Below are 16681 nucleotides of genomic sequence, written 5' to 3' on the forward strand. Positions count from 1 at the left end.
GGACATGAGTGAGACAGCGACCTCCGGCTCGGGCCTCGAGCAGACCCGCCGGCTCGGCGTCGAGACGACCGGCATCGAGATCATCGAGGAGTCCGAGCGCACCGCGCAGCCCAAGGACCTGTTCTGGCCGTGGTTCGCGGCCAACGTGTCGGTCTTCGGCCTGAGCTACGCCTCGTTCGTCCTGTACTTCGGCATCTCGTTCTGGCAGGGCGTCCTGGTGTCGGTGATCGGCATCGTGGTGTCGTTCCTGCTCTGCGGGATCATCGCGATCGCCGGCAAGCGCGGCTCCGCGCCGACGATGATCCTCAGCCGGGCCGCCTTCGGCGTGACCGGCCAGAAGGTGCCGGGCGTGATCTCGTGGCTGGTGTCGATCGGCTGGGAGACCTTCCTCGCGATCCTCGCCGTGCTGGCCACCTCGACGATCTTCACGAGGCTCGGGTGGGGCGGTGGCACGGGCACCAAGGTGGTCGCCGCTGTCGTCGTGGCCGCCCTCATCGTCAGCGCGAGCGTCGCCGGCTACCACATCATCATGCGGATGCAGTCCGTGCTGACGTGGGTCACCGGCATCGTGACCGTGCTCTACATGGCGCTGACCCTCGACGACATCAACTGGTCCGCCGTCCAGGACATCCCGGCCGGCTCGACCCAGGCGGTGATCGGCGCGCTCGTCATGGTGATGACCGGCTTCGGCCTCGGCTGGATCAACATCGCGGCCGACTGGTCGCGCTACCAGCAGCGCACCGCCTCCGGCCCGTCGATCGTCGCTTGGAACACCTTCGGCGGCGCCCTCGCGCCGGTCGTGCTGGTGCTGTTCGGGCTGGCGCTGGCCGGCTCGTCGAGCGACATCCTCGACGGCGTCGCCGGCGACCCGATCGGCACGCTCGCGACCCTGCTGCCGACGTGGTGCCTGATCCCGTTCCTGCTGGCCGCGATCCTCTCGCTGGTCAGCGGAGCGGTGCTCGGCATCTACTCCTCGGGCCTGACCCTGCTCTCGCTGGGCGTGCGGCTCAAGCGTCCGCAGGCCGCCGGGGTCGACGGGGTGATCCTCACGCTCGGCACGATCTACGTGGTCTTCTTCGCCGACAACTTCATCAACCCGTTCCAGAGCTTCCTCATCACGCTCGGCGTACCCCTCGCCGCGTGGGCCGGCATCATGATCGCCGACCTGGCCCTGCGCCGTCGCGACTACGACGAGGAGGCCCTGTTCGACGCCTCCGGCCGCTACGGAGCCTTCGACTGGACCTCGATCGGCACGATGATCGTCGCCTCGATCGTCGGCTGGGGACTGGTGATCAACACGTTCTCCGACGACGCCTCGTGGAACAACTGGCAGGGCTACCTCCTTGGCCCGCTCGGCCTCGGCGGCAAGGACGGCGCCTGGGCCTTCGCCAACCTCGGCGTGCTCTTCGCGCTCCTGATCGGCCTCGTCGGCGGATACCTCCTCCGGCGTCGTACGGTCCAGCGCCAGGAGGCCTGACCACCCGCACTGGCCCTTGAGTCTCTGGGCGACTCAAGGGCTAGCGCGGCGCTTGTCTGCCCGCCGTACGCCTTGAGTCTCTGAGCGACTCAAGGGCTAGTGCGGGCCTTGTCCGCCGGCCGTACGCCTTGAGTCTCTGGGCGACTCAAGGGCGAGGGCGCGCCCCCGCCACGCCCGGGATGCGCCTTGAGTCTCCGAGAGACTCAACGCACAGCGTCGCGGGGAACACGCAGGTCAGGGGCGGTGTTGGGGGAGTCGTGAAGATCGAGATCTGGTCCGACGTCGTCTGTCCCTGGTGCTACATCGGCAAGCGCCGCATCGAGAACGCGCTGGCTGAGTTCGGCCACGCCGACGAGGTGGAGGTGCACTGGCGCTCCTTCCAGCTCGACCCGGGCGCGCCGACCGAGCCCACCGAGAAGACCTCGGTGATGCTGGCGCGGAAGTACGGCCAGTCGGCCGCCGGCGCCCAGCAGATGCAGGACCGCGTCGAGGCCGTCGCGGCCGAGGAGGGGCTGATCTACCGCCTCTCGGAGACGCTGCACCTCAACACCGTCGACGCCCACCGCGTCATCCACTTCGCCCACGAGCAGGGCGGCCATGAGCTGCAGGGCCGGGTCAAGGAGGCGCTGCTCGAGGCGTACTTCACCGACGCCCGCAACCTCGCCGACCACGCCGTGCTCCGCGAGGTGGCCGTCGCCGCCGGTCTCGACGCCGCTCGCGTCGACGAGGTCCTCGGCTCCCGCGAGTTCGAGAACGACGTGCACGCCGACATCGAGCAGGCGCAGGCCTACGGCGCCACGGGTGTGCCGTTCTTCGTCATCGACCAGAAGTACGGCGTCTCCGGCGCGCAGCCGACCGAGGTCTTCACCCAGGTTCTCGAGCGCGCCTGGTCGGAGTCGCACCCGCAGATCGAGGTGCTGGCGACCGGCGAGGAGTGCGGGCCCGACGGCTGCGCCATCTAGCCCCGGCGCCATCTAGCCCTGCGCCTTCTCCCCACGTGCGGCCTTCTCGGCCGTGGTCTCGACCCGCGTCGCGCGGGTCTCGGGCCGCTTGGCGAGCACGATCCAGGTGAGGATCAGCTTCTGCGCCGAGGGCGACCAGGATTCCCAGTGCTCGCGCGAGCCCGGGTGGCGCTCGAACGCGGCGGCGAGGTCGTCGGGCACGACGAGGTCCTCGACGTCGTCCATCAACGTCCACATGCCCGTGTCCTTGGCGACCGCGATGGCCGCGGCGCCCGCCGGCTCCATCAGGCCGGCCTCCTCCAGGCGCGCGACCCGGCCCTTGTTGATCCGGGTCCACATGCTCGAGGCGCGGCGGGGGGAGAACCACTGCATCGAGCGCAGGTCGTCCACGGGCTTCACCGTCGAGTCGACCCAGCCGTAGCGCAGCGCCTCGACCACGGCCTCCTCGTAGGAGAACGCCCGCTCGGCGGCCTTGCGCGGGCTGACCAGCCAGACGCCCTGCGGCTGCGTGTGGTGCTCGCGCAGCCACGCGCTCCACTCCTCGACCGTGGCCGGCTCGAGCAGCTCGGCGTCGTCCATCGCTCCCATGGCGGCATCCTAGGAGCGACAACCGACACCAGAGGGAGCCGAACTCTGGGACGTCTCCCGGCCGCACCCGACCCGCGGGTAGTGTGGTCCGGGCACAGCGTCGTGCAGTCCCGCACCCACCCTTGAACCACCACGAGGACCCGCTGTGAGCGCACCCGTCAAGCCCGTCGTACTCATCGCCGAAGAGCTGAGCCCCGCCACCATCGAGGCGCTGGGCCCGGACTTCGAGATCCGCACCTGCAACGGTGCCGACCGCGCCGAGCTGATCCCGGCGATCGCCGACGTCGACGCGATCCTGGTCCGCTCGGCCACCAAGGTCGACGCCGAGGCACTCGCCGCCGCCAACCGCCTCAAGGTCGTCGCCCGTGCCGGCGTCGGCCTCGACAACGTCGACGTGAAGGCCGCGACCCAGGCCGGCGTCATGGTCGTGAACGCCCCGACCTCCAACATCGTCAGCGCCGCCGAGCTGGCCGTCGCCCTCATGCTCGCCGCGGCCCGCCACATCAGCCCGGCACACGCCGCGCTGCGCAACGGCGAGTGGAAGCGCTCGAAGTACACCGGCATCGAGCTCTACGAGAAGACCGTCGGCATCGTCGGCCTCGGCCGCATCGGCGTCCTCGTCGCGCAGCGGCTCAGCGCGTTCGGCATGAAGGTCATCGCCTACGACCCGTACGTCCAGGCCGGCCGCGCCGCGCAGATGGGCGTGCGCCTCGTCGACCTCGACACCCTGCTCGCCGAGTCCGACTTCATGAGCGTGCACCTGCCCAAGACGCCCGAGACCGTCGGCCTGATCGGTGCCGACCAGCTCGCCGCGGCCAAGCAGAGCCTGGTGCTCGTCAACGCCGCCCGCGGCGGCATCGTCGACGAGGCCGCCCTCTTCGACGCCCTCAAGACCGGCCAGATCGCCGCCGCCGGTCTCGACGTCTTCGCCAGCGAGCCCTGCACCGACAGCCCGCTCTTCGAGCTCGAGAACGTCGTCGCCACCCCGCACCTCGGCGCCTCGACCGACGAGGCGCAGGAGAAGGCCGGCATCGCGGTCGCCCGGTCCGTGCGGCTCGCGCTCAGCGGTGAGCTCGTGCCCGACGCGGTCAACGTGCAGGGCGGCGTGATCGCGGAGGACGTACGTCCCGGCATCCCGCTGACCGAGAAGCTCGGCCGCGTCTTCACCGCCCTCGCCGGCGAGGTCGCCCAGCAGCTCGACGTCGAGGTCCGCGGCGAGATCACGGAGTTCGACGTCAAGGTCCTCGAGCTGGCCGCCCTCAAGGGCATCTTCGCCGACATCGTCGAGGAGCAGGTGTCCTACGTGAACGCCCCGCTGCTCGCGGCCGAGCGCGGCACGGAGGTACGCCTGGTGACCGAGGCCGAGAGCCCCGACCACCGCAACCTGATCACCATCCGCGGCACCCTCGCGGACGGCACCCAGGTGTCGGTCAGCGGCACGCTCGTCGGCATCGGGCAGAAGGAGCGGCTCGTCGAGGTCAACGGCTTCGACGTCGACCTCGAGCCCACCACCCACCTGGCCTTCCTCACCTACGAGGACCGGCCGGGCATGGTCGGCACCGTCGGCGGGATCCTCGGCGACGCGGCGGTCAACATCGCCGGCATGCAGGTCTCGCGGCAGGACAAGGGCGGAGCGGCGCTCGTCGCGCTGAGCGTCGACTCGGCAATCCCGGCCGCCACGCTCGCGGAGATCGAGGAGGCCATCAAGGCAGCCTCGGTGCGCGCGGTCGACCTCTCCTGAGGACAGGGGTCACGGAGGTCCCTCCGGAACGCGGGCTGGTCCAGACGTAGGTCACGATCTGGTAACGATGGCACCATTTTGCCTGCGCCCGCGTTCCCTGTGAGGCAGCGCACGGAACAGGATCCGTTCGGGTCCGCGCAACCGCGAGGGCCGCCCCGCCTTGTGCAGGGATCGACTCGGGCCACACGAAATTCGCGTTCCTGGGCGTCCTGCCGAAAGATTTCCGAGGGAACTCCGTGACTCACCACCCCCGCAAGGCTCGGCGCCTTGCTGTGGCGGCGGCTGTCGGCGGCCTGCTGATCGCAGGCTCTGCCGTGGCCGCCCCGAGCATCGCGCAATCGCCGAAGAAGCCGACGTACAAGCAAGCGACCACCGCCCCGTTCGACGACCAGGCCACCGAGCGCCCCGGCGCCGGCCACGAGCCCGAGCACCCCCTGGCCATCGCGCACAAGCGCGACGAGCAGCTGGCGGCCGCCCTCGAGCGCAAGGCCGAGGGCAAGAACCCGTTCCGCGCGGGCCGCCACGGCCGCAACCAGGAGGTGCCGCTCGAGCGCGAGGGCACCGACCGGATCTTCGTGGTGCTCGCCGAGTTCGGCAACCAGCGCTACGAGACCGCCACCGACAAGCGCTTCGTCGACCCGCCGAACAACGGGTTCCCGCTGCCCGACCCGCAGCCGCAGACCTTCGACGGCCCGCTCCACAACCAGATCCCCGAGCCCGACCGGGCCACGGACAACACCACGATCTGGCAGGACGACTTCAACCGCGAGCACTACGAGGACATGTACTTCAACCGCATGGCGAAGTACTACGAGCGGCAGTCCTCGGGTCGCTACTCGGTCGAGGGCGACGTCACCGAGTGGGTGAAGGTCCCCTACAACGAGGCCCTCTACGGCCGCGGCTTCTGCGGCGTCCCGCCGGGCTCGCCGGTCACCACCTGCGCCTCGACCAAGGCGCTGATCCGCGACGCGCTCGCGGTGTGGGTCCAGGACCAGCTCGACGCCGGCCAGACGATGGCCCAGATCACCGACTACCTGAAGACGTTCGACCTCCAGGACCGGTACGACATCGACGGTGACGGCAACTTCCAGGAGCCCGACGGCTTCATCGACCACTTCCAGATCGTCCACGCGGGCGGCGACGAGGCGGCCGGTGACCCGGTCTACGGCTCGGACGCCATCTGGAGCCACCGCTGGTACTCCAACCTGCAGGCCGGCGGCCCCGGTGGCCTCACCGGCGTCAACATCGGCTCCAACGGCGGTGCCTACGGCCTCGGTGCCAGCGCCACCAACCCAGTGCCGAACAACCCGACCGGCGTGTGGGTCGGTGACTACACCATCCAGCCCGAGAACGGCGGCCTCGGCGTCTTCGCGCACGAGTTCGGCCACGACCTCGGCCTGCCCGACCTCTACGACACCTCCGGCAACACCGGTGGTGCGGAGAACTCCACCGCCTTCTGGAGCCTGATGTCCTCGGGCGCCAACATCGGCGACGGCGGCGACACCATCGGCGACGCCCCGACCGACCTCGGCGCGTGGGAGCTGTTCCAGCTCGGCTGGCTCGACCAGCAGGGCGACAAGGGGCCGTTCTACAGCGTGGTCCAGCCCGGCCAGAAGGCGACCGAGAAGCTCGGTGCCAACGTCCCGGCGACCAAGAACGCCAACCAGGCGGTCATCGCCGTGCTGCCGGACAAGGAAGTGCCACTCGAGCTCGGGGCCCCAGCAGCAGGCTCGGGCGCGAGGTACTTCTGGTCCAACCAGGGCAACGACCTCAACACCACGATGACCAAGACCGGTGTGACCGGCACGGCGCTGACGGCCAAGGTCAACTACCAGATCGAGGAGGAGTGGGACTACGCGTTCCTCGAGGCCTCGAGCGACGGTGGTACGACGTGGACCCCGGTCATGACGAACCTGTCCGACTCGGCCAACCACGCCGGCCACAACCAGAGCGGCTTCAACACCAGTGGCGCCGGCCTGACCGGCGGCACCGCTGGCTGGGTCCCGCTCACGGCGACCCTGCCGGCCGGCACCACCGCGGTCCGCTTCCGCTACCAGACGGACGGGGCGGCGGTGGAGAGCGGCTTCCGGGTCGACGACATCGCGATCGGCGGCACCGCCATCGGCACCGCCGAGACCGACTCCGAGGGCTGGGTCCTCGACGGGTTCCGCACCACGACAGGCTCGGAGGTGGAGACGTTCTTCAACGCCTACATCGCCGAGAACCGCCAGTACGACGGCTACGACACGTCGCTGGAGACGGCGTACAACTTCGGCTTCCTGCCGGCGTCGCCCGACAAGGTGGAGACCTACCCCTACCAGGACGGCATGCTCGTCACCTACTGGGACTCGTCCCAGAGCGACAACAACGTGGGCGACCACCCCGGTGAGGGCCTGATCCTGCCGGTCGACGCGCATCCCAGCTTCAGCCACTGGGGCGACGGCACCCTGATGCGGCCGCGCATCCTGTCCTACGACTCGACCTTCGGGCTCGAGAAGACGGACTCGATCACGCTGCACCTGGGTGGCGTGGCCGCACGCATCCGCAGCCAGAAGGCGGTGCCGACGTTCGACGACACCCTCAACTGGTGGTTCAACCGCGACGAGCACGCCGTGACCGGTGCTCACGTCGGCCGCTACCAGCCCGGCTGGTACGGCGTGAACGTGCCGAAGACGGGCACCCTCATCCGGGTGCTCGACGACAACCGTGGAGTTCTCAAGATCAGGGTGGAGCCGAAGAAGGTCCGCTGATCACGCACCACCTCGCACGAGCCCGTCCCCGCAGCCAGCGGGGGCGGGCTCGTCCCGTGTGGAGGTCAGGCGACCAGGACGCGGCTCGGCCGGCCCGGTAGCGGTCCGCCGTGCGCGGCGACGACCTCCCACGCGGCCGCGAGGCGTCGGGTCGCCTCGACCAGCTGCTCGGGATCGGCGGTCCACGGGATCCGGACGAACCGGTCGAGGCCGCCCTCGACGGCGAAGACCGGTCCCGGCGCGACCACGACGCCACGCCGCGATGCCTCCTCCGTGAGCGCGGTGCCGAGCGGGGCGGGGAGCTCGCACCACAGCGCGAGCCCGCCGTCGGGCACCCGGAACCCCCAGTCGGGGAGGCTCTGCGCGACGGCCTCGACGAGCGCGTCGCGCCCGGCGACCAGCCGCGCGCGGTGGACGGGCAGCACCTCGTCGGCGCGCTCCATCAGGTCGGCCAGCACCAGCTGCTCGTAGACCGGGGCGCCGAGGTCGAGCCCGATCCGCGCCTGGAGCAGGCGGTCCATCTCGGACAGGGGAGCGCGCACCCAGCCCAGCCGCAGGCCGCCCCAGTACGACTTGCTGGCGCTGCCGATCGTGATCGTGTCCGGGGCGTGGAAGGCCAGCGGCTTCGGCATGTCGTCGGCCAGCCCGGGGCGCAGCGCGAGCGCCTGGTGGGCCTCGTCGGCCACCGCGACCGTGCGGGTGCGGGCCAGCGCGGAGGCGAGCTCGGCGCGCTGGGCGTCGGACATCAGGTGGCCGGTCGGGTTCTGGAAGTCGGGGATCAGGTACGCCAGTCGCGGCGAGGTCTGCCGCAGCGTCGCGGCGAGGGCGTCGAGGTCCCAGCCGTCGGGGTCGACGGTCGCGGGCACGAGCCGGGCACCGGCGTGCCGGACGGCCTGGGTGGCGTTGGGGTAGGTCGGTGACTCGACGACGACGCGCTCGCCGGGCGCCGTGAACGCCTGCGCCACGATGGACGCCGCGGCGAGCGCGCCGGCCGTCACCATGATCTGCTCCGGCACGGTCGGCACCCCGCGGACGTCGTACGCCGCCGCGATCCGCGCCTGGAGCACCGGCACGCCGAGCGGGAAGTAGCCGGGACCGCCGAGGTAGGCGGGCAGCTCGTCGGTGGCGCGCTGGTAGGCCTCGACCAGGCCCGGGGGAGCGGAGTGCGCGGCGCAGTTGAGGTCGATGACGTCGTCACCGCCCGGCCCGGGCATCAGCGCCCGGTCGTGGGCGCGGCGGCGGCCACCCGGCACCCGCGTGAACGTGCCCGACCCGCGTCGCGCCTCGGCGTACCCGCTCTCGCGGAGCACGTCGTAGGCGCGGGTCACGGTGGCGCGCGAGACGTCGAGTGCGGTGGTCAGCTCACGCTCGCTCGGCAGGCGCACGTCGAGGCCGATGCGGCCGTCGCCGATCAGCACCCGGAGGCTCTCGGCCAGGCCGACGTAGGCCGGGGAGCGGTGAAAATCGCCCACCAGAGTGGCTACGCGCTGGGCACTGATCAGGCGGCTCATGCAGGCCACTGTTCCACGATTGGCTATGTTCGACAAGGCCAATCAGGCGCACACTGGTGCCCATGACCAGCACCGTCTCCGCCGGCAGCACGGCTCCCCGTGGCGTCCTCGTCGACCTCGGCCCGGTCGCCCAGCTCCGCGCCGGGCGGCTGGCCCGCCGGCTCCCGCAGCTCTACGTCGGCCTGTTCCTGTACGGCGTCTCGCTCGCGCTGATGGTGCGCGGCTCGCTGGGCCTCGCGCCGTGGGACGTGCTGCACTCCGGCTTCATCCGCCACGTGCCGATGACGCTCGGCCAAGCCGTCGTGCTGTTCAGCTTCGTGGTCCTCGTGCTGTGGATCCCGCTGAAGGAGATGCCGGGCCTCGGCACGATCAGCAACGCGCTGGTCGTCGGCTTCTCGGCCGACGCGACCCTGGCCGTGCTGACGGAGCCCGACGCGATGGGGGCGCGGATCGCCCTGATGGTCGGGGGTGTGGTGCTCTGCGGGCTGGCCAGCGCCCTCTACATCGGCGCACAGCTCGGTCGCGGCCCGCGTGACGGCCTGATGACCGGCCTGGCCCGGCGCACCGGCCTCTCGCTGCGCCTCGTGCGCACCGGCCTCGAGGTCACCGTGGTCGTGATCGGCCTGCTCCTCGGCGGCGTGCTCGGCATCGGCACGGTCTTCTACGCCCTCGCCATCGGTCCGCTGACCCAGCTGATGCTGCCCTGGTTCACCGTCGACGTGCTGGCGCCCGCCGCGGAGTAGCGGCCACTCAGCGGCGGGTGGCGATCACGGCGGACGCGTCGGTCGCGACCATCACCTCGACGGCGGTGAATCGCTCGTCGGTGAGCCACTGCTCGCGCAGGGTGTCGACCCGGCCGTAGGTGATCGGCGGCCACGACTCGCACGGCGCGAAGTCGTCGAGCACGACGATGCCGCCCGGCTCGACGAGGTCGATGACCTGGTCGACGCCGACCTCCGACGGGCTGCCGGAGTCGAGGAAGAGCAGCGAGAACGGGCCGTGCTCGCGCAGCACGCTCCAGTCGGCCGCGAGCACCTCCACCTTCGCGTCGTCGACGAAGATCTGCTGGGCCGCGCCGGCGAGGGACTCGTCGAGCTCGGCGGTCAGGATCCGCGCCCCGTTGCGTACGCCGCTGCGCAGCCACGCGGTGCCGACGCCACACCCGGTGCCGAACTCGGCCATCGTGCCGCCGCGGGTGGCGGCCAGGGTCGCGAGCAGGCGACCGGTCTCGTTGCGGCAGAACGCGACGTAGCCGGCCTGGCGGCACACGTCGAAGGCGCGCGAGACGACGTCGGGAAGATCCGGAGGGGCAGACATGAGGCCGCCGAGTCTGTCACCCCACGCGGCAAATCCCAGGGACCGGGCCGACATCTCACGATCTGACACGGTTCGCCAAACCAGGTGCGCGCGACCCGCGGACGGTCGTACAGTCGACTCACCATGCGGACGTTCTTCGTACTTATCGATCGCCGCGGCGAGGCCTGACAGAGAGGCCACCTCGTCGCGGTGTTCGGCGTTGACGAGGTTCCGCCCCCGGCCTTTCGACAGAGATTCCTCTCTGAGTTCGAAGCCGTCGACTCCATGGCGGGTCCACGCAGTTCCTGCGCGATCCGCACACTCGTCGGCCGGCCGCCGGGCCCCGGGCGATCCCCGGACACCCCGCATCCCTCACCCGCCGTGGTGTCGGTGGCTTCGGACCCGCTTCGAGGAGTCATCCGATCCCGCACACAGGAGTGAGACCGATGTACGACATGTATCCCGACTCGTGGGGCCCCGCGGCCCACGACCCCGAGAACGCCCGCAGCGCCGAGAACACCGCAGTCGCCGTCCAGACCGCGCTTGACCTGCGAGACGGCGGCGGCGAGCGCCCGGACGACAACTAGCCTCGCCGCATGCCCGACACCCAGCAGCCCGCGTCCGCACCGGCCACCTCCTCGGCCCAGGGGAGCCAGACCCTCGCCGTCATCCCCGGCGACGGGATCGGCCCCGAGGTGACCGCCGAGGCCCTCAAGGTCCTCGAGGTCGCCTCACCGGTGAAGTTCGAGTCGACGCGCTACGACCTCGGCGCCGAGCGCTACCTCGCGACCGGCGAGGTGCTGCCCGACTCGGTGCTCGCGGAGATCCGCGGGCACGACGCGATCCTGCTGGGAGCGGTCGGCGGCAAGCCGAACGACCCGAACCTGCCGCCCGGCATCCTCGAGCGCGGCCTGCTGCTCAGGCTCCGGTTCGAGCTCGACCACTACGTCAACCTGCGCCCGTCGCGCCTCTTCCCGGGCGCCGCCTCACCCCTGGCGGAGCCCGGCGACATCGACTTCGTGGTGGTCCGCGAGGGCACCGAAGGCCCCTACACGGGCAACGGCGGCGCGCTGCGCGTCGGCACGCCCGCGGAGGTCGCCACCGAGGTCTCCGTGAACACGGCGTACGGCGTCGAGCGCGTCGTGCGCGACGCCTTCGCCCGCGCGCAGAAGCGACCGCGCCAGAAGCTGACCCTGGTCCACAAGACCAACGTCCTGGTCAACGCCGGCTCGCTGTGGTGGCGGCTCTTCGAGAAGGTCGGCGCGGAGTTTCCCGACGTCACGACCGACTACATGCACATCGACGCGGCCATGATCTTCATGTCCACCGACCCCGCCCGCTTCGACGTGATCGTCACCGACAACCTCTTCGGCGACATCATCACCGACCTCGCCGCCGCCATCACCGGTGGCATCGGGCTGGCCGCCTCCGGCAACGTGAACCCGGACCGGACGGCGCCCTCCATGTTCGAGCCCGTGCACGGCTCGGCCCCCGACATCGCCGGCCAGCAGAAGGCCGACCCGACCGCCGCGATCCTCTCCGGCGCGCTGCTCCTCGACCACCTCGGCCACACCGACGCCGCGGCCGCGATCGAGGCGGCCGTGCTGGCCGACCTCACCGAGCGCGCGCCCGATGCGAGCCGTCGTACGAGCGAGGTCGGCGACGCCATCGCCTCCCGCCTCTGACCTCGCCCGAGGTGGTCGAGTAGGCCCGAGGGACGAGGGCCGTATCGAGACCATGACCCTTGGAATAGGTTGACCCCATGCAGATCAGCACCACCGCCAACCCCACGCCCGTCGAGCAGGCCCGGCTGGAGGAGATCCACGCCAACCCCGGCTTCGGAACGCACTTCACCGACCACATGCTGCTGGTGGAGTGGACGCCCGACGCGGGCTGGCACAACGCCCGGATCGAGCCCTACGGACCGCTGACGCTGGACCCGGCGACGGCGGTGCTGCACTACGCCCAGGAGACCTTCGAGGGCATGAAGGCCTACCGGCACGCGGACGGCTCGATCTGGACCTTCCGTCCGGAGCAGAACGCGGCCCGCATGATCCGGTCGTCGCAGCGCCTGGCCTTCCCCGAGCTCCCGGTCGAGCACTTCGTCGACTGCGTGGACGCGCTCGTCGAGGCCGACCAGCGGTGGGTGCCGGACAACACCGGCGGCGGCGAGAAGTCGCTGTACCTGCGGCCGTTCATGTTCGCCTCGGAGAAGTTCCTCGGCGTCCGCCCGGCCCAGCACGTCACGTTCATGGTGATCGCGTCGCCGGCCGGCGCCTACTTCAAGGGCGGCATCAAGCCGGTCAACCTCTGGCTCTCCGAGACCTTCACCCGCGCCGGCCGCGGCGGCATGGGCGCCGCCAAGACCGGTGGCAACTACGCCGCGTCGCTGGCCGCGCAGCGCGAGGCGATCGAGCAGGGCTGCGACCAGGTCGTCTTCCTGGACGACCAGGAGTTCCGCTACATCGAGGAGCTCGGCGGCATGAACCTCTTCTTCGTCCACAAGGACGGGAGCATCGTGACGCCGGAGACCGGCACGATCCTCGAGGGCATCACCCGCGACTCGATCATCGAGCTCGCCGGCAAGCTCGGCCACGCGGTCGAGGAGCGGAAGTTCTCGATCGACGAGTGGCGCGACGGCGTCACCTCGGGCGAGATCACCGAGATCTTCGCCTGTGGCACCGCAGCCGTGGTGACCCCCGTCGGCGAACTCCGCACCCCGTCCGCGGTCACGCCCGCCCCCGCGAGCACCGACCTGACGATGCAGATCCGCGACGCGCTGGTCGGCATGCAGTTCGGCCGCACCGAGGACACCTTCGGCTGGATGCACCAGGTCTGCTGACACGCGCCTCCGCTGGTTGAGGTGCGAGCGCCAGCGAGCCTCGAAACCACATCGGCCGATCGGCTGACCCGCACGGACCGCGGGGCCGATCCGTCGTACGCCGTGAGCGACGAGGCTCGTCGGCATGACGACGACCGCGCTCCGACCCCGCACCCCCACCCGGACCCGGCGGGACTGGTGGATCCCGGCGAGCCTGCTCGCCCTCACCTTCGTGCCGGCCGCCGCCGGAGCAGCGCGGCTGGTCGACCTGTCGTCGGGCCGCACGGCGGAGAACGCCCGCTTCTTCGACCTGCCCCTGCCGATCCTCGTCCACATCTTCGGGGCGACGACGTTCTGCCTGCTCGGCGCCTTCCAGTTCATGCCGTCCTTCCGTCGGCGCCGCCCGGGGTGGCACCGCTGGAGCGGTCGCATCCTCGTCCCGGCCGGCCTCGCGGGAGCGCTCAGCGGCATGTGGATGGCCGCCTTCGGCGACCTGCCGGTCTACGACAACACCGCGCTCATGTGGTTCCGCCTGCTCTTCGGCTCGATCATGGTCGTCGGGCTGGTGCTCGGGCTGGTCGCGATCCGACGGCGGGACGTCCGTACCCACCAGCGCTGGATGGCGCGTGCGTACGCCGTCGCGCAGGGCGCGGGCACGCAGGCGCTGGTCCTCGGGCCGATGGTGTTCTTCGTGGGCCAGCCCAGCGGAACGCTCAAGGCCAGCGGGATGGCTTTCGCGTGGGTGCTCAACCTGGTCGTGGCGGAGTGGCTGGTGCGCCGGTCACAGGCGCGTCAGCCGAGGCGACGGGTCTGATAGGCCCAGAGCGCGAGCTCGACCCGGTTGCGCGCGCCGAGCTTCATCATCAGCGCGCCGAGGTGCGTCTTCACCGTGCTGAGCGAGATGTAGAGCTCCGCGGCCACCTCGTGGTTGGTGAGGCCGCGGGCGACGGCGACGAGCACCTGCTCCTCCCGCTCGGTCAGCGGTGAGGTGGGCTGCGACGGCACGTCGCGGTCGGCGTACGTCCTGAGGAGGCGGGTGGTCACCGTCGGCGCGATGAGCGAGCCGCCGTCGGCGGCGGCGCGGACGGCGTGGGTCAGCAGCTCGGGCCCGCAGTCCTTGAGCAGGAAGCCCTTGGCGCCAGCGAGGAGGGCGCCGTAGACGTACTCGTCGAGGTCGAACGTGGTCACCACGACCACCGCCATCGGGTCGGGCACGTCGGGGCCGGCCAGCGCACGAGTGGCCTCGATGCCGTTGAGGCGCGGCATCCGGATGTCGAACAGGCAGACGTCGGGCCGGATCGCGCGCGCCCGCTCGACGGCGTCCTGGCCGTCGACGGCCGTGGCCACCACCTCGATGCCGTCCTGGGCGCCGAGGATCATCGCCAGTCCGGTGCGGACGATCTCCTGGTCGTCGGCGACGAGCACGCGCAGCGTCATCGGCGCTCCTCCGAGGGGAGGGTGGCCGTCACGCGCCAGCCGCCGTCGGGTGCCGGTCCGGCCGCCAGCGTGCCGCCGAGGAGGGCCGCACGCTCGGTCATCCCGACGATGCCGAAGCCCTCGGCCGACCGGGTCGGCGCACGCCCGTCGTCGGTGACGACGAGCTCGACGTCGTCCAGGTGCCTGCGCACCTGCACGTGCACCGAGGTGGCGCCGTCGGCGTGGCGGCGCGCGTTGGCGACCGCCTCCTGGGCGATGCGCTGCAACGCCGCACCCACGGTGGGGGACAGGTCGTCGAGCCCGTCGGCGACCTGCACGTCGACGCTCGGTCCGGGGCCTCCGGTGGAGGCCAGGCCGGCCAGGTCGTCGAGCGGCCGGTCGACCTCGTCCTCGTCAGTGCGGAGCATCCGCACCACCTTGCGGGTCTCGGCGAGCGTGCGGGTGGCCTCCTCGTCGATCCGGCGCAGCGCGTCGCGGGCCGCCTCCGGCTTCGCGTCGGCGACGGCGAGGCCCGCCTGGGCGCTGATCGCAATGGCGGTGAGGTGGTGGGCGACCGTGTCGTGCAGGTCGCGCGCCAGTCGCTCGCGCTCCTGCTGCCGTACGACGTCGAGCTGGCGCGACTGCAGCATCGCGCGAGCACGGACAGCAGCACCCATTGCTGCGGCCGCCACGATCACAGCGGTGCCGCCGACGCGGTCTCCGGTCGGTGTTCCCTCCCACAGCAGTGACCTGGCCGCCACGAGACCGAAAAGGAACAGGTCCGGGATGACGGCGCGACCGGACTCCCAGCGCGTGATCGAGTAGGGGATGAGCAGGGCGACGATTCCGGTGTGGAGGTCATCGGGCGGGCGGCCGGACGACTCGAAGGCCTCGTAGACCGGGACGAACATCACCACCGCGAAGACCGTCACCATCACACCGGGGCGCGTGCGTCGAAGGAGCAGGGTCGGCAGCCACACGAGGAATGCGGCGAGCGAGAGCCATCGCCGGTCGAGGTCCGGACGGAGCACCGTCGCCTCCAGCACTGCCATGACGGCGACCGCAGCCACGAAGGCGTAGTCCCATCGCCCCGCCGGCCGAGCGTCCGGCGGCGCAGGAAGACGCCACAGCGACCGAGCCAGGGTGAGCATGCGGAAACCGTAGTGCTCGGGCCGCCTCACCCGGATCGGCCGGATGACCGAGTCGCTCGCCTCGAGGGTGGCGGCAGATCGCAACCGAGAGGGCCCGCGGCCTGCGATGTGCCGCCACCTTCGCGACGCTCAGCGAGGGACGAGGTACTGGTCCGCCCAGGCGCTGATGATCCGTGCTGCCCGCTTGGCCTGGCCGGGGGCGGTGAGGAGGTGGTCCGAGCCCTCGAGGGACACGAAGTTCCGCGGGTGGCGGGCGGCCTTGAAGATCTCGCTGGCGTTGGCGATGCCGACGGTGTTGTCGGTGGGCGAGTGCATGACGAGCAGCGGCCGCTTGAGGGTGGTGATCGCCTCGTGCAGGTGGGCACGGCGGACGTCCTCGACGAAGGCGCGCTTCATGGTGAGGGTCTTGTTGCCGAAGGTCGCCGGCGCCTCGCCCTCCGCCATCACCCGCTCGACCACGGCGTCGTACTGGTGCTCGACGTGGGAGGGGTCGTACGGCGCGGCGACGGTCGCGATCGCGCGCGCCTGCGGGATGCCGCGGGCGGCGGCGATGACCGCGGCGCCACCGAAGGAGTGGCCGACGAGGAGGTCGACGGGGCGCCCGGTCGAGTCGAGGAAGCGCGCCGCCTCGATGGTGTCGGCGACCTTGTGGGAGAAGGAGCCGTCACCCCAGTCGCCTGCGGAGTCGCCGAGGCCGAGGTTGTCGAAGCGGAGCATGCCGATGCCCTCCGCGGCGAGCTGCTTGCAGATCCGCGACGCTGCGGGGCAGTCCTTGCCCAGGGTGAAGCCGTGGGAGAAGACGCCCCAGCCGCGGACCTCGCCGGCGGGCAGGTCGACGATGCCGGCGAGCGGCTCGCCGGAGATGCTGGGGAAGGTGACGCGCTCGGCCATGGGGTTCATCGTGCCGGATCCGCGCCCCGCCGCGCGTCGTCGGGATCGAACCGATGGCGGGTGCAGTCCGTATCCTC

General features: G+C 71.2%; 15 protein-coding genes. 9 read left to right on the top strand and 6 right to left on the bottom strand.

Annotation, left to right across the window (positions count from 1 at the left end; translation table 11 throughout):
• The first annotated feature begins 4 nt into the window (after positions 1-4).
• Together J2X46_RS12290 and J2X46_RS12295 are read left to right on the top strand one after the other, a co-directional pair.
• Entirely contained in the window at positions 5-1477 is a 1473-nt protein-coding gene (locus tag J2X46_RS12290; RefSeq protein WP_310250795.1) for a cytosine permease, read from the top strand.
• A 257-nt stretch (positions 1478-1734) separates the two neighbouring features.
• A complete protein-coding gene (locus tag J2X46_RS12295) occupies positions 1735-2439 on the top strand; it encodes a DsbA family oxidoreductase (RefSeq protein ID WP_310250798.1) in 705 nt (234 codons plus the stop codon).
• 12 nt (positions 2440-2451) lie between these two features.
• Here the strand turns inward: J2X46_RS12295 and J2X46_RS12300 are convergent, their stop codons facing one another.
• Positions 2452-3027, bottom strand: a complete 576-nt coding sequence (locus tag J2X46_RS12300; protein WP_310250801.1) for a YdeI/OmpD-associated family protein — start codon at positions 3025-3027, stop codon at positions 2452-2454.
• Positions 3028-3172: 145 nt separating this feature from the next.
• On the opposite strand from J2X46_RS12300, the gene serA reads away from it, so the two are divergent.
• Positions 3173-4768 carry a phosphoglycerate dehydrogenase gene (gene serA / locus J2X46_RS12305; protein WP_310250804.1) on the top strand — a complete coding sequence of 532 codons (1596 nt, stop codon included), beginning with the start codon at positions 3173-3175 and terminating at the stop codon, positions 4766-4768.
• 236 nt (positions 4769-5004) lie between these two features.
• A complete protein-coding gene (locus J2X46_RS12310) occupies positions 5005-7518 on the top strand; it encodes an immune inhibitor A domain-containing protein (RefSeq protein WP_310250807.1) in 2514 nt (837 codons plus the stop codon).
• Positions 7519-7583: 65 nt separating this feature from the next.
• On the opposite strand, the gene J2X46_RS12315 is transcribed toward J2X46_RS12310, so the two are convergent.
• Positions 7584-9029: a PLP-dependent aminotransferase family protein gene (locus J2X46_RS12315; protein ID WP_310250809.1), complete on the bottom strand. Its 1446-nt coding sequence runs from the start codon at positions 9027-9029 to the stop codon at positions 7584-7586.
• 62 nt (positions 9030-9091) lie between these two features.
• Between J2X46_RS12315 and J2X46_RS12320 the strand changes: the two genes are divergently transcribed.
• Positions 9092-9772, top strand: coding sequence for a hypothetical protein (locus J2X46_RS12320; protein WP_310250812.1), 681 nt, complete (start codon positions 9092-9094; stop codon positions 9770-9772).
• Between the two features lie 7 nt (positions 9773-9779).
• Here J2X46_RS12320 and J2X46_RS12325 read toward each other — a convergent pair whose 3' ends face one another.
• On the bottom strand, positions 9780-10346 hold the full coding sequence (locus J2X46_RS12325) for a class I SAM-dependent methyltransferase (RefSeq protein ID WP_310250815.1): 567 nt from the start codon (positions 10344-10346) through the stop codon (positions 9780-9782).
• Positions 10347-10771: 425 nt separating this feature from the next.
• Here J2X46_RS12325 and J2X46_RS12330 point away from each other — a divergent pair, with 425 nt between their 5' ends.
• The 4 genes from J2X46_RS12330 (at position 10772) to J2X46_RS12345 (ending at position 13960) form a co-directional block, all read left to right on the top strand.
• Complete coding sequence (locus tag J2X46_RS12330; protein WP_310250817.1) at positions 10772-10912, top strand: hypothetical protein; 141 nt, start codon at positions 10772-10774, stop codon at positions 10910-10912.
• Between the two features lie 9 nt (positions 10913-10921).
• Positions 10922-12010, top strand: a complete 1089-nt coding sequence (locus J2X46_RS12335; protein WP_310250819.1) for a 3-isopropylmalate dehydrogenase — start codon at positions 10922-10924, stop codon at positions 12008-12010.
• A gap of 77 nt (positions 12011-12087) precedes the next feature.
• A complete protein-coding gene (locus tag J2X46_RS12340; RefSeq protein ID WP_310250822.1) occupies positions 12088-13167 on the top strand; it encodes a branched-chain amino acid aminotransferase in 1080 nt (359 codons plus the stop codon).
• Positions 13168-13291: 124 nt separating this feature from the next.
• Entirely contained in the window at positions 13292-13960 is a 669-nt protein-coding gene (locus J2X46_RS12345; RefSeq protein ID WP_310250825.1) for a DUF2306 domain-containing protein, read from the top strand.
• Here J2X46_RS12345 and J2X46_RS12350 read toward each other — a convergent pair.
• The 3 genes from J2X46_RS12350 to J2X46_RS12360 form a co-directional block, all read right to left on the bottom strand.
• Complete coding sequence (locus J2X46_RS12350) at positions 13939-14583, bottom strand: response regulator transcription factor (RefSeq protein ID WP_310250827.1); 645 nt, start codon at positions 14581-14583, stop codon at positions 13939-13941. The genes J2X46_RS12345 and J2X46_RS12350 overlap by 22 nt on opposite strands.
• Positions 14580-15713 (bottom strand): sensor histidine kinase, encoded by a 1134-nt coding sequence (locus tag J2X46_RS12355; RefSeq protein ID WP_310250829.1) that lies wholly within the window; start codon positions 15711-15713, stop codon positions 14580-14582. The genes J2X46_RS12350 and J2X46_RS12355 overlap by 4 nt, the downstream gene beginning before the upstream one ends.
• Before the next feature lie 129 nt (positions 15714-15842).
• Positions 15843-16604 carry an alpha/beta fold hydrolase gene (locus tag J2X46_RS12360; RefSeq protein WP_310250831.1) on the bottom strand — a complete coding sequence of 254 codons (762 nt, stop codon included), beginning with the start codon at positions 16602-16604 and terminating at the stop codon, positions 15843-15845.
• Between the last annotated feature and the right edge of the window lie 77 nt (positions 16605-16681).

Source organism: Nocardioides sp. BE266 (genome assembly GCF_031457855.1).
In the GTDB taxonomy this organism is placed as follows: Bacteria; Actinomycetota; Actinomycetes; order Propionibacteriales; family Nocardioidaceae; genus Nocardioides.

What these genes read in the sequence shown, in the direction of transcription:
- J2X46_RS12330 (WP_310250817.1), top strand. Translation starts at nt 10,772, where the DNA reads ATGTACGACATGTATCCCGACTCGTGGGGCCCCGCGGCCCACGACCCC.
- J2X46_RS12325 (WP_310250815.1), bottom strand. Translation starts at nt 10,346, where the DNA reads ATGTCTGCCCCTCCGGATCTTCCCGACGTCGTCTCGCGCGCCTTCGAC.
- J2X46_RS12320 (WP_310250812.1), top strand. Translation starts at nt 9,092, where the DNA reads ATGACCAGCACCGTCTCCGCCGGCAGCACGGCTCCCCGTGGCGTCCTC.
- J2X46_RS12335 (WP_310250819.1), top strand. Translation starts at nt 10,922, where the DNA reads ATGCCCGACACCCAGCAGCCCGCGTCCGCACCGGCCACCTCCTCGGCC.
- J2X46_RS12360 (WP_310250831.1), bottom strand. Translation starts at nt 16,604, where the DNA reads ATGGCCGAGCGCGTCACCTTCCCCAGCATCTCCGGCGAGCCGCTCGCC.
- J2X46_RS12290 (WP_310250795.1), top strand. Translation starts at nt 5, where the DNA reads ATGAGTGAGACAGCGACCTCCGGCTCGGGCCTCGAGCAGACCCGCCGG.
- J2X46_RS12350 (WP_310250827.1), bottom strand. Translation starts at nt 14,583, where the DNA reads ATGACGCTGCGCGTGCTCGTCGCCGACGACCAGGAGATCGTCCGCACC.
- J2X46_RS12315 (WP_310250809.1), bottom strand. Translation starts at nt 9,029, where the DNA reads ATGAGCCGCCTGATCAGTGCCCAGCGCGTAGCCACTCTGGTGGGCGAT.
- J2X46_RS12345 (WP_310250825.1), top strand. Translation starts at nt 13,292, where the DNA reads ATGACGACGACCGCGCTCCGACCCCGCACCCCCACCCGGACCCGGCGG.
- J2X46_RS12355 (WP_310250829.1), bottom strand. Translation starts at nt 15,713, where the DNA reads ATGCTCACCCTGGCTCGGTCGCTGTGGCGTCTTCCTGCGCCGCCGGAC.
- J2X46_RS12300 (WP_310250801.1), bottom strand. Translation starts at nt 3,027, where the DNA reads ATGGGAGCGATGGACGACGCCGAGCTGCTCGAGCCGGCCACGGTCGAG.
- J2X46_RS12340 (WP_310250822.1), top strand. Translation starts at nt 12,088, where the DNA reads ATGCAGATCAGCACCACCGCCAACCCCACGCCCGTCGAGCAGGCCCGG.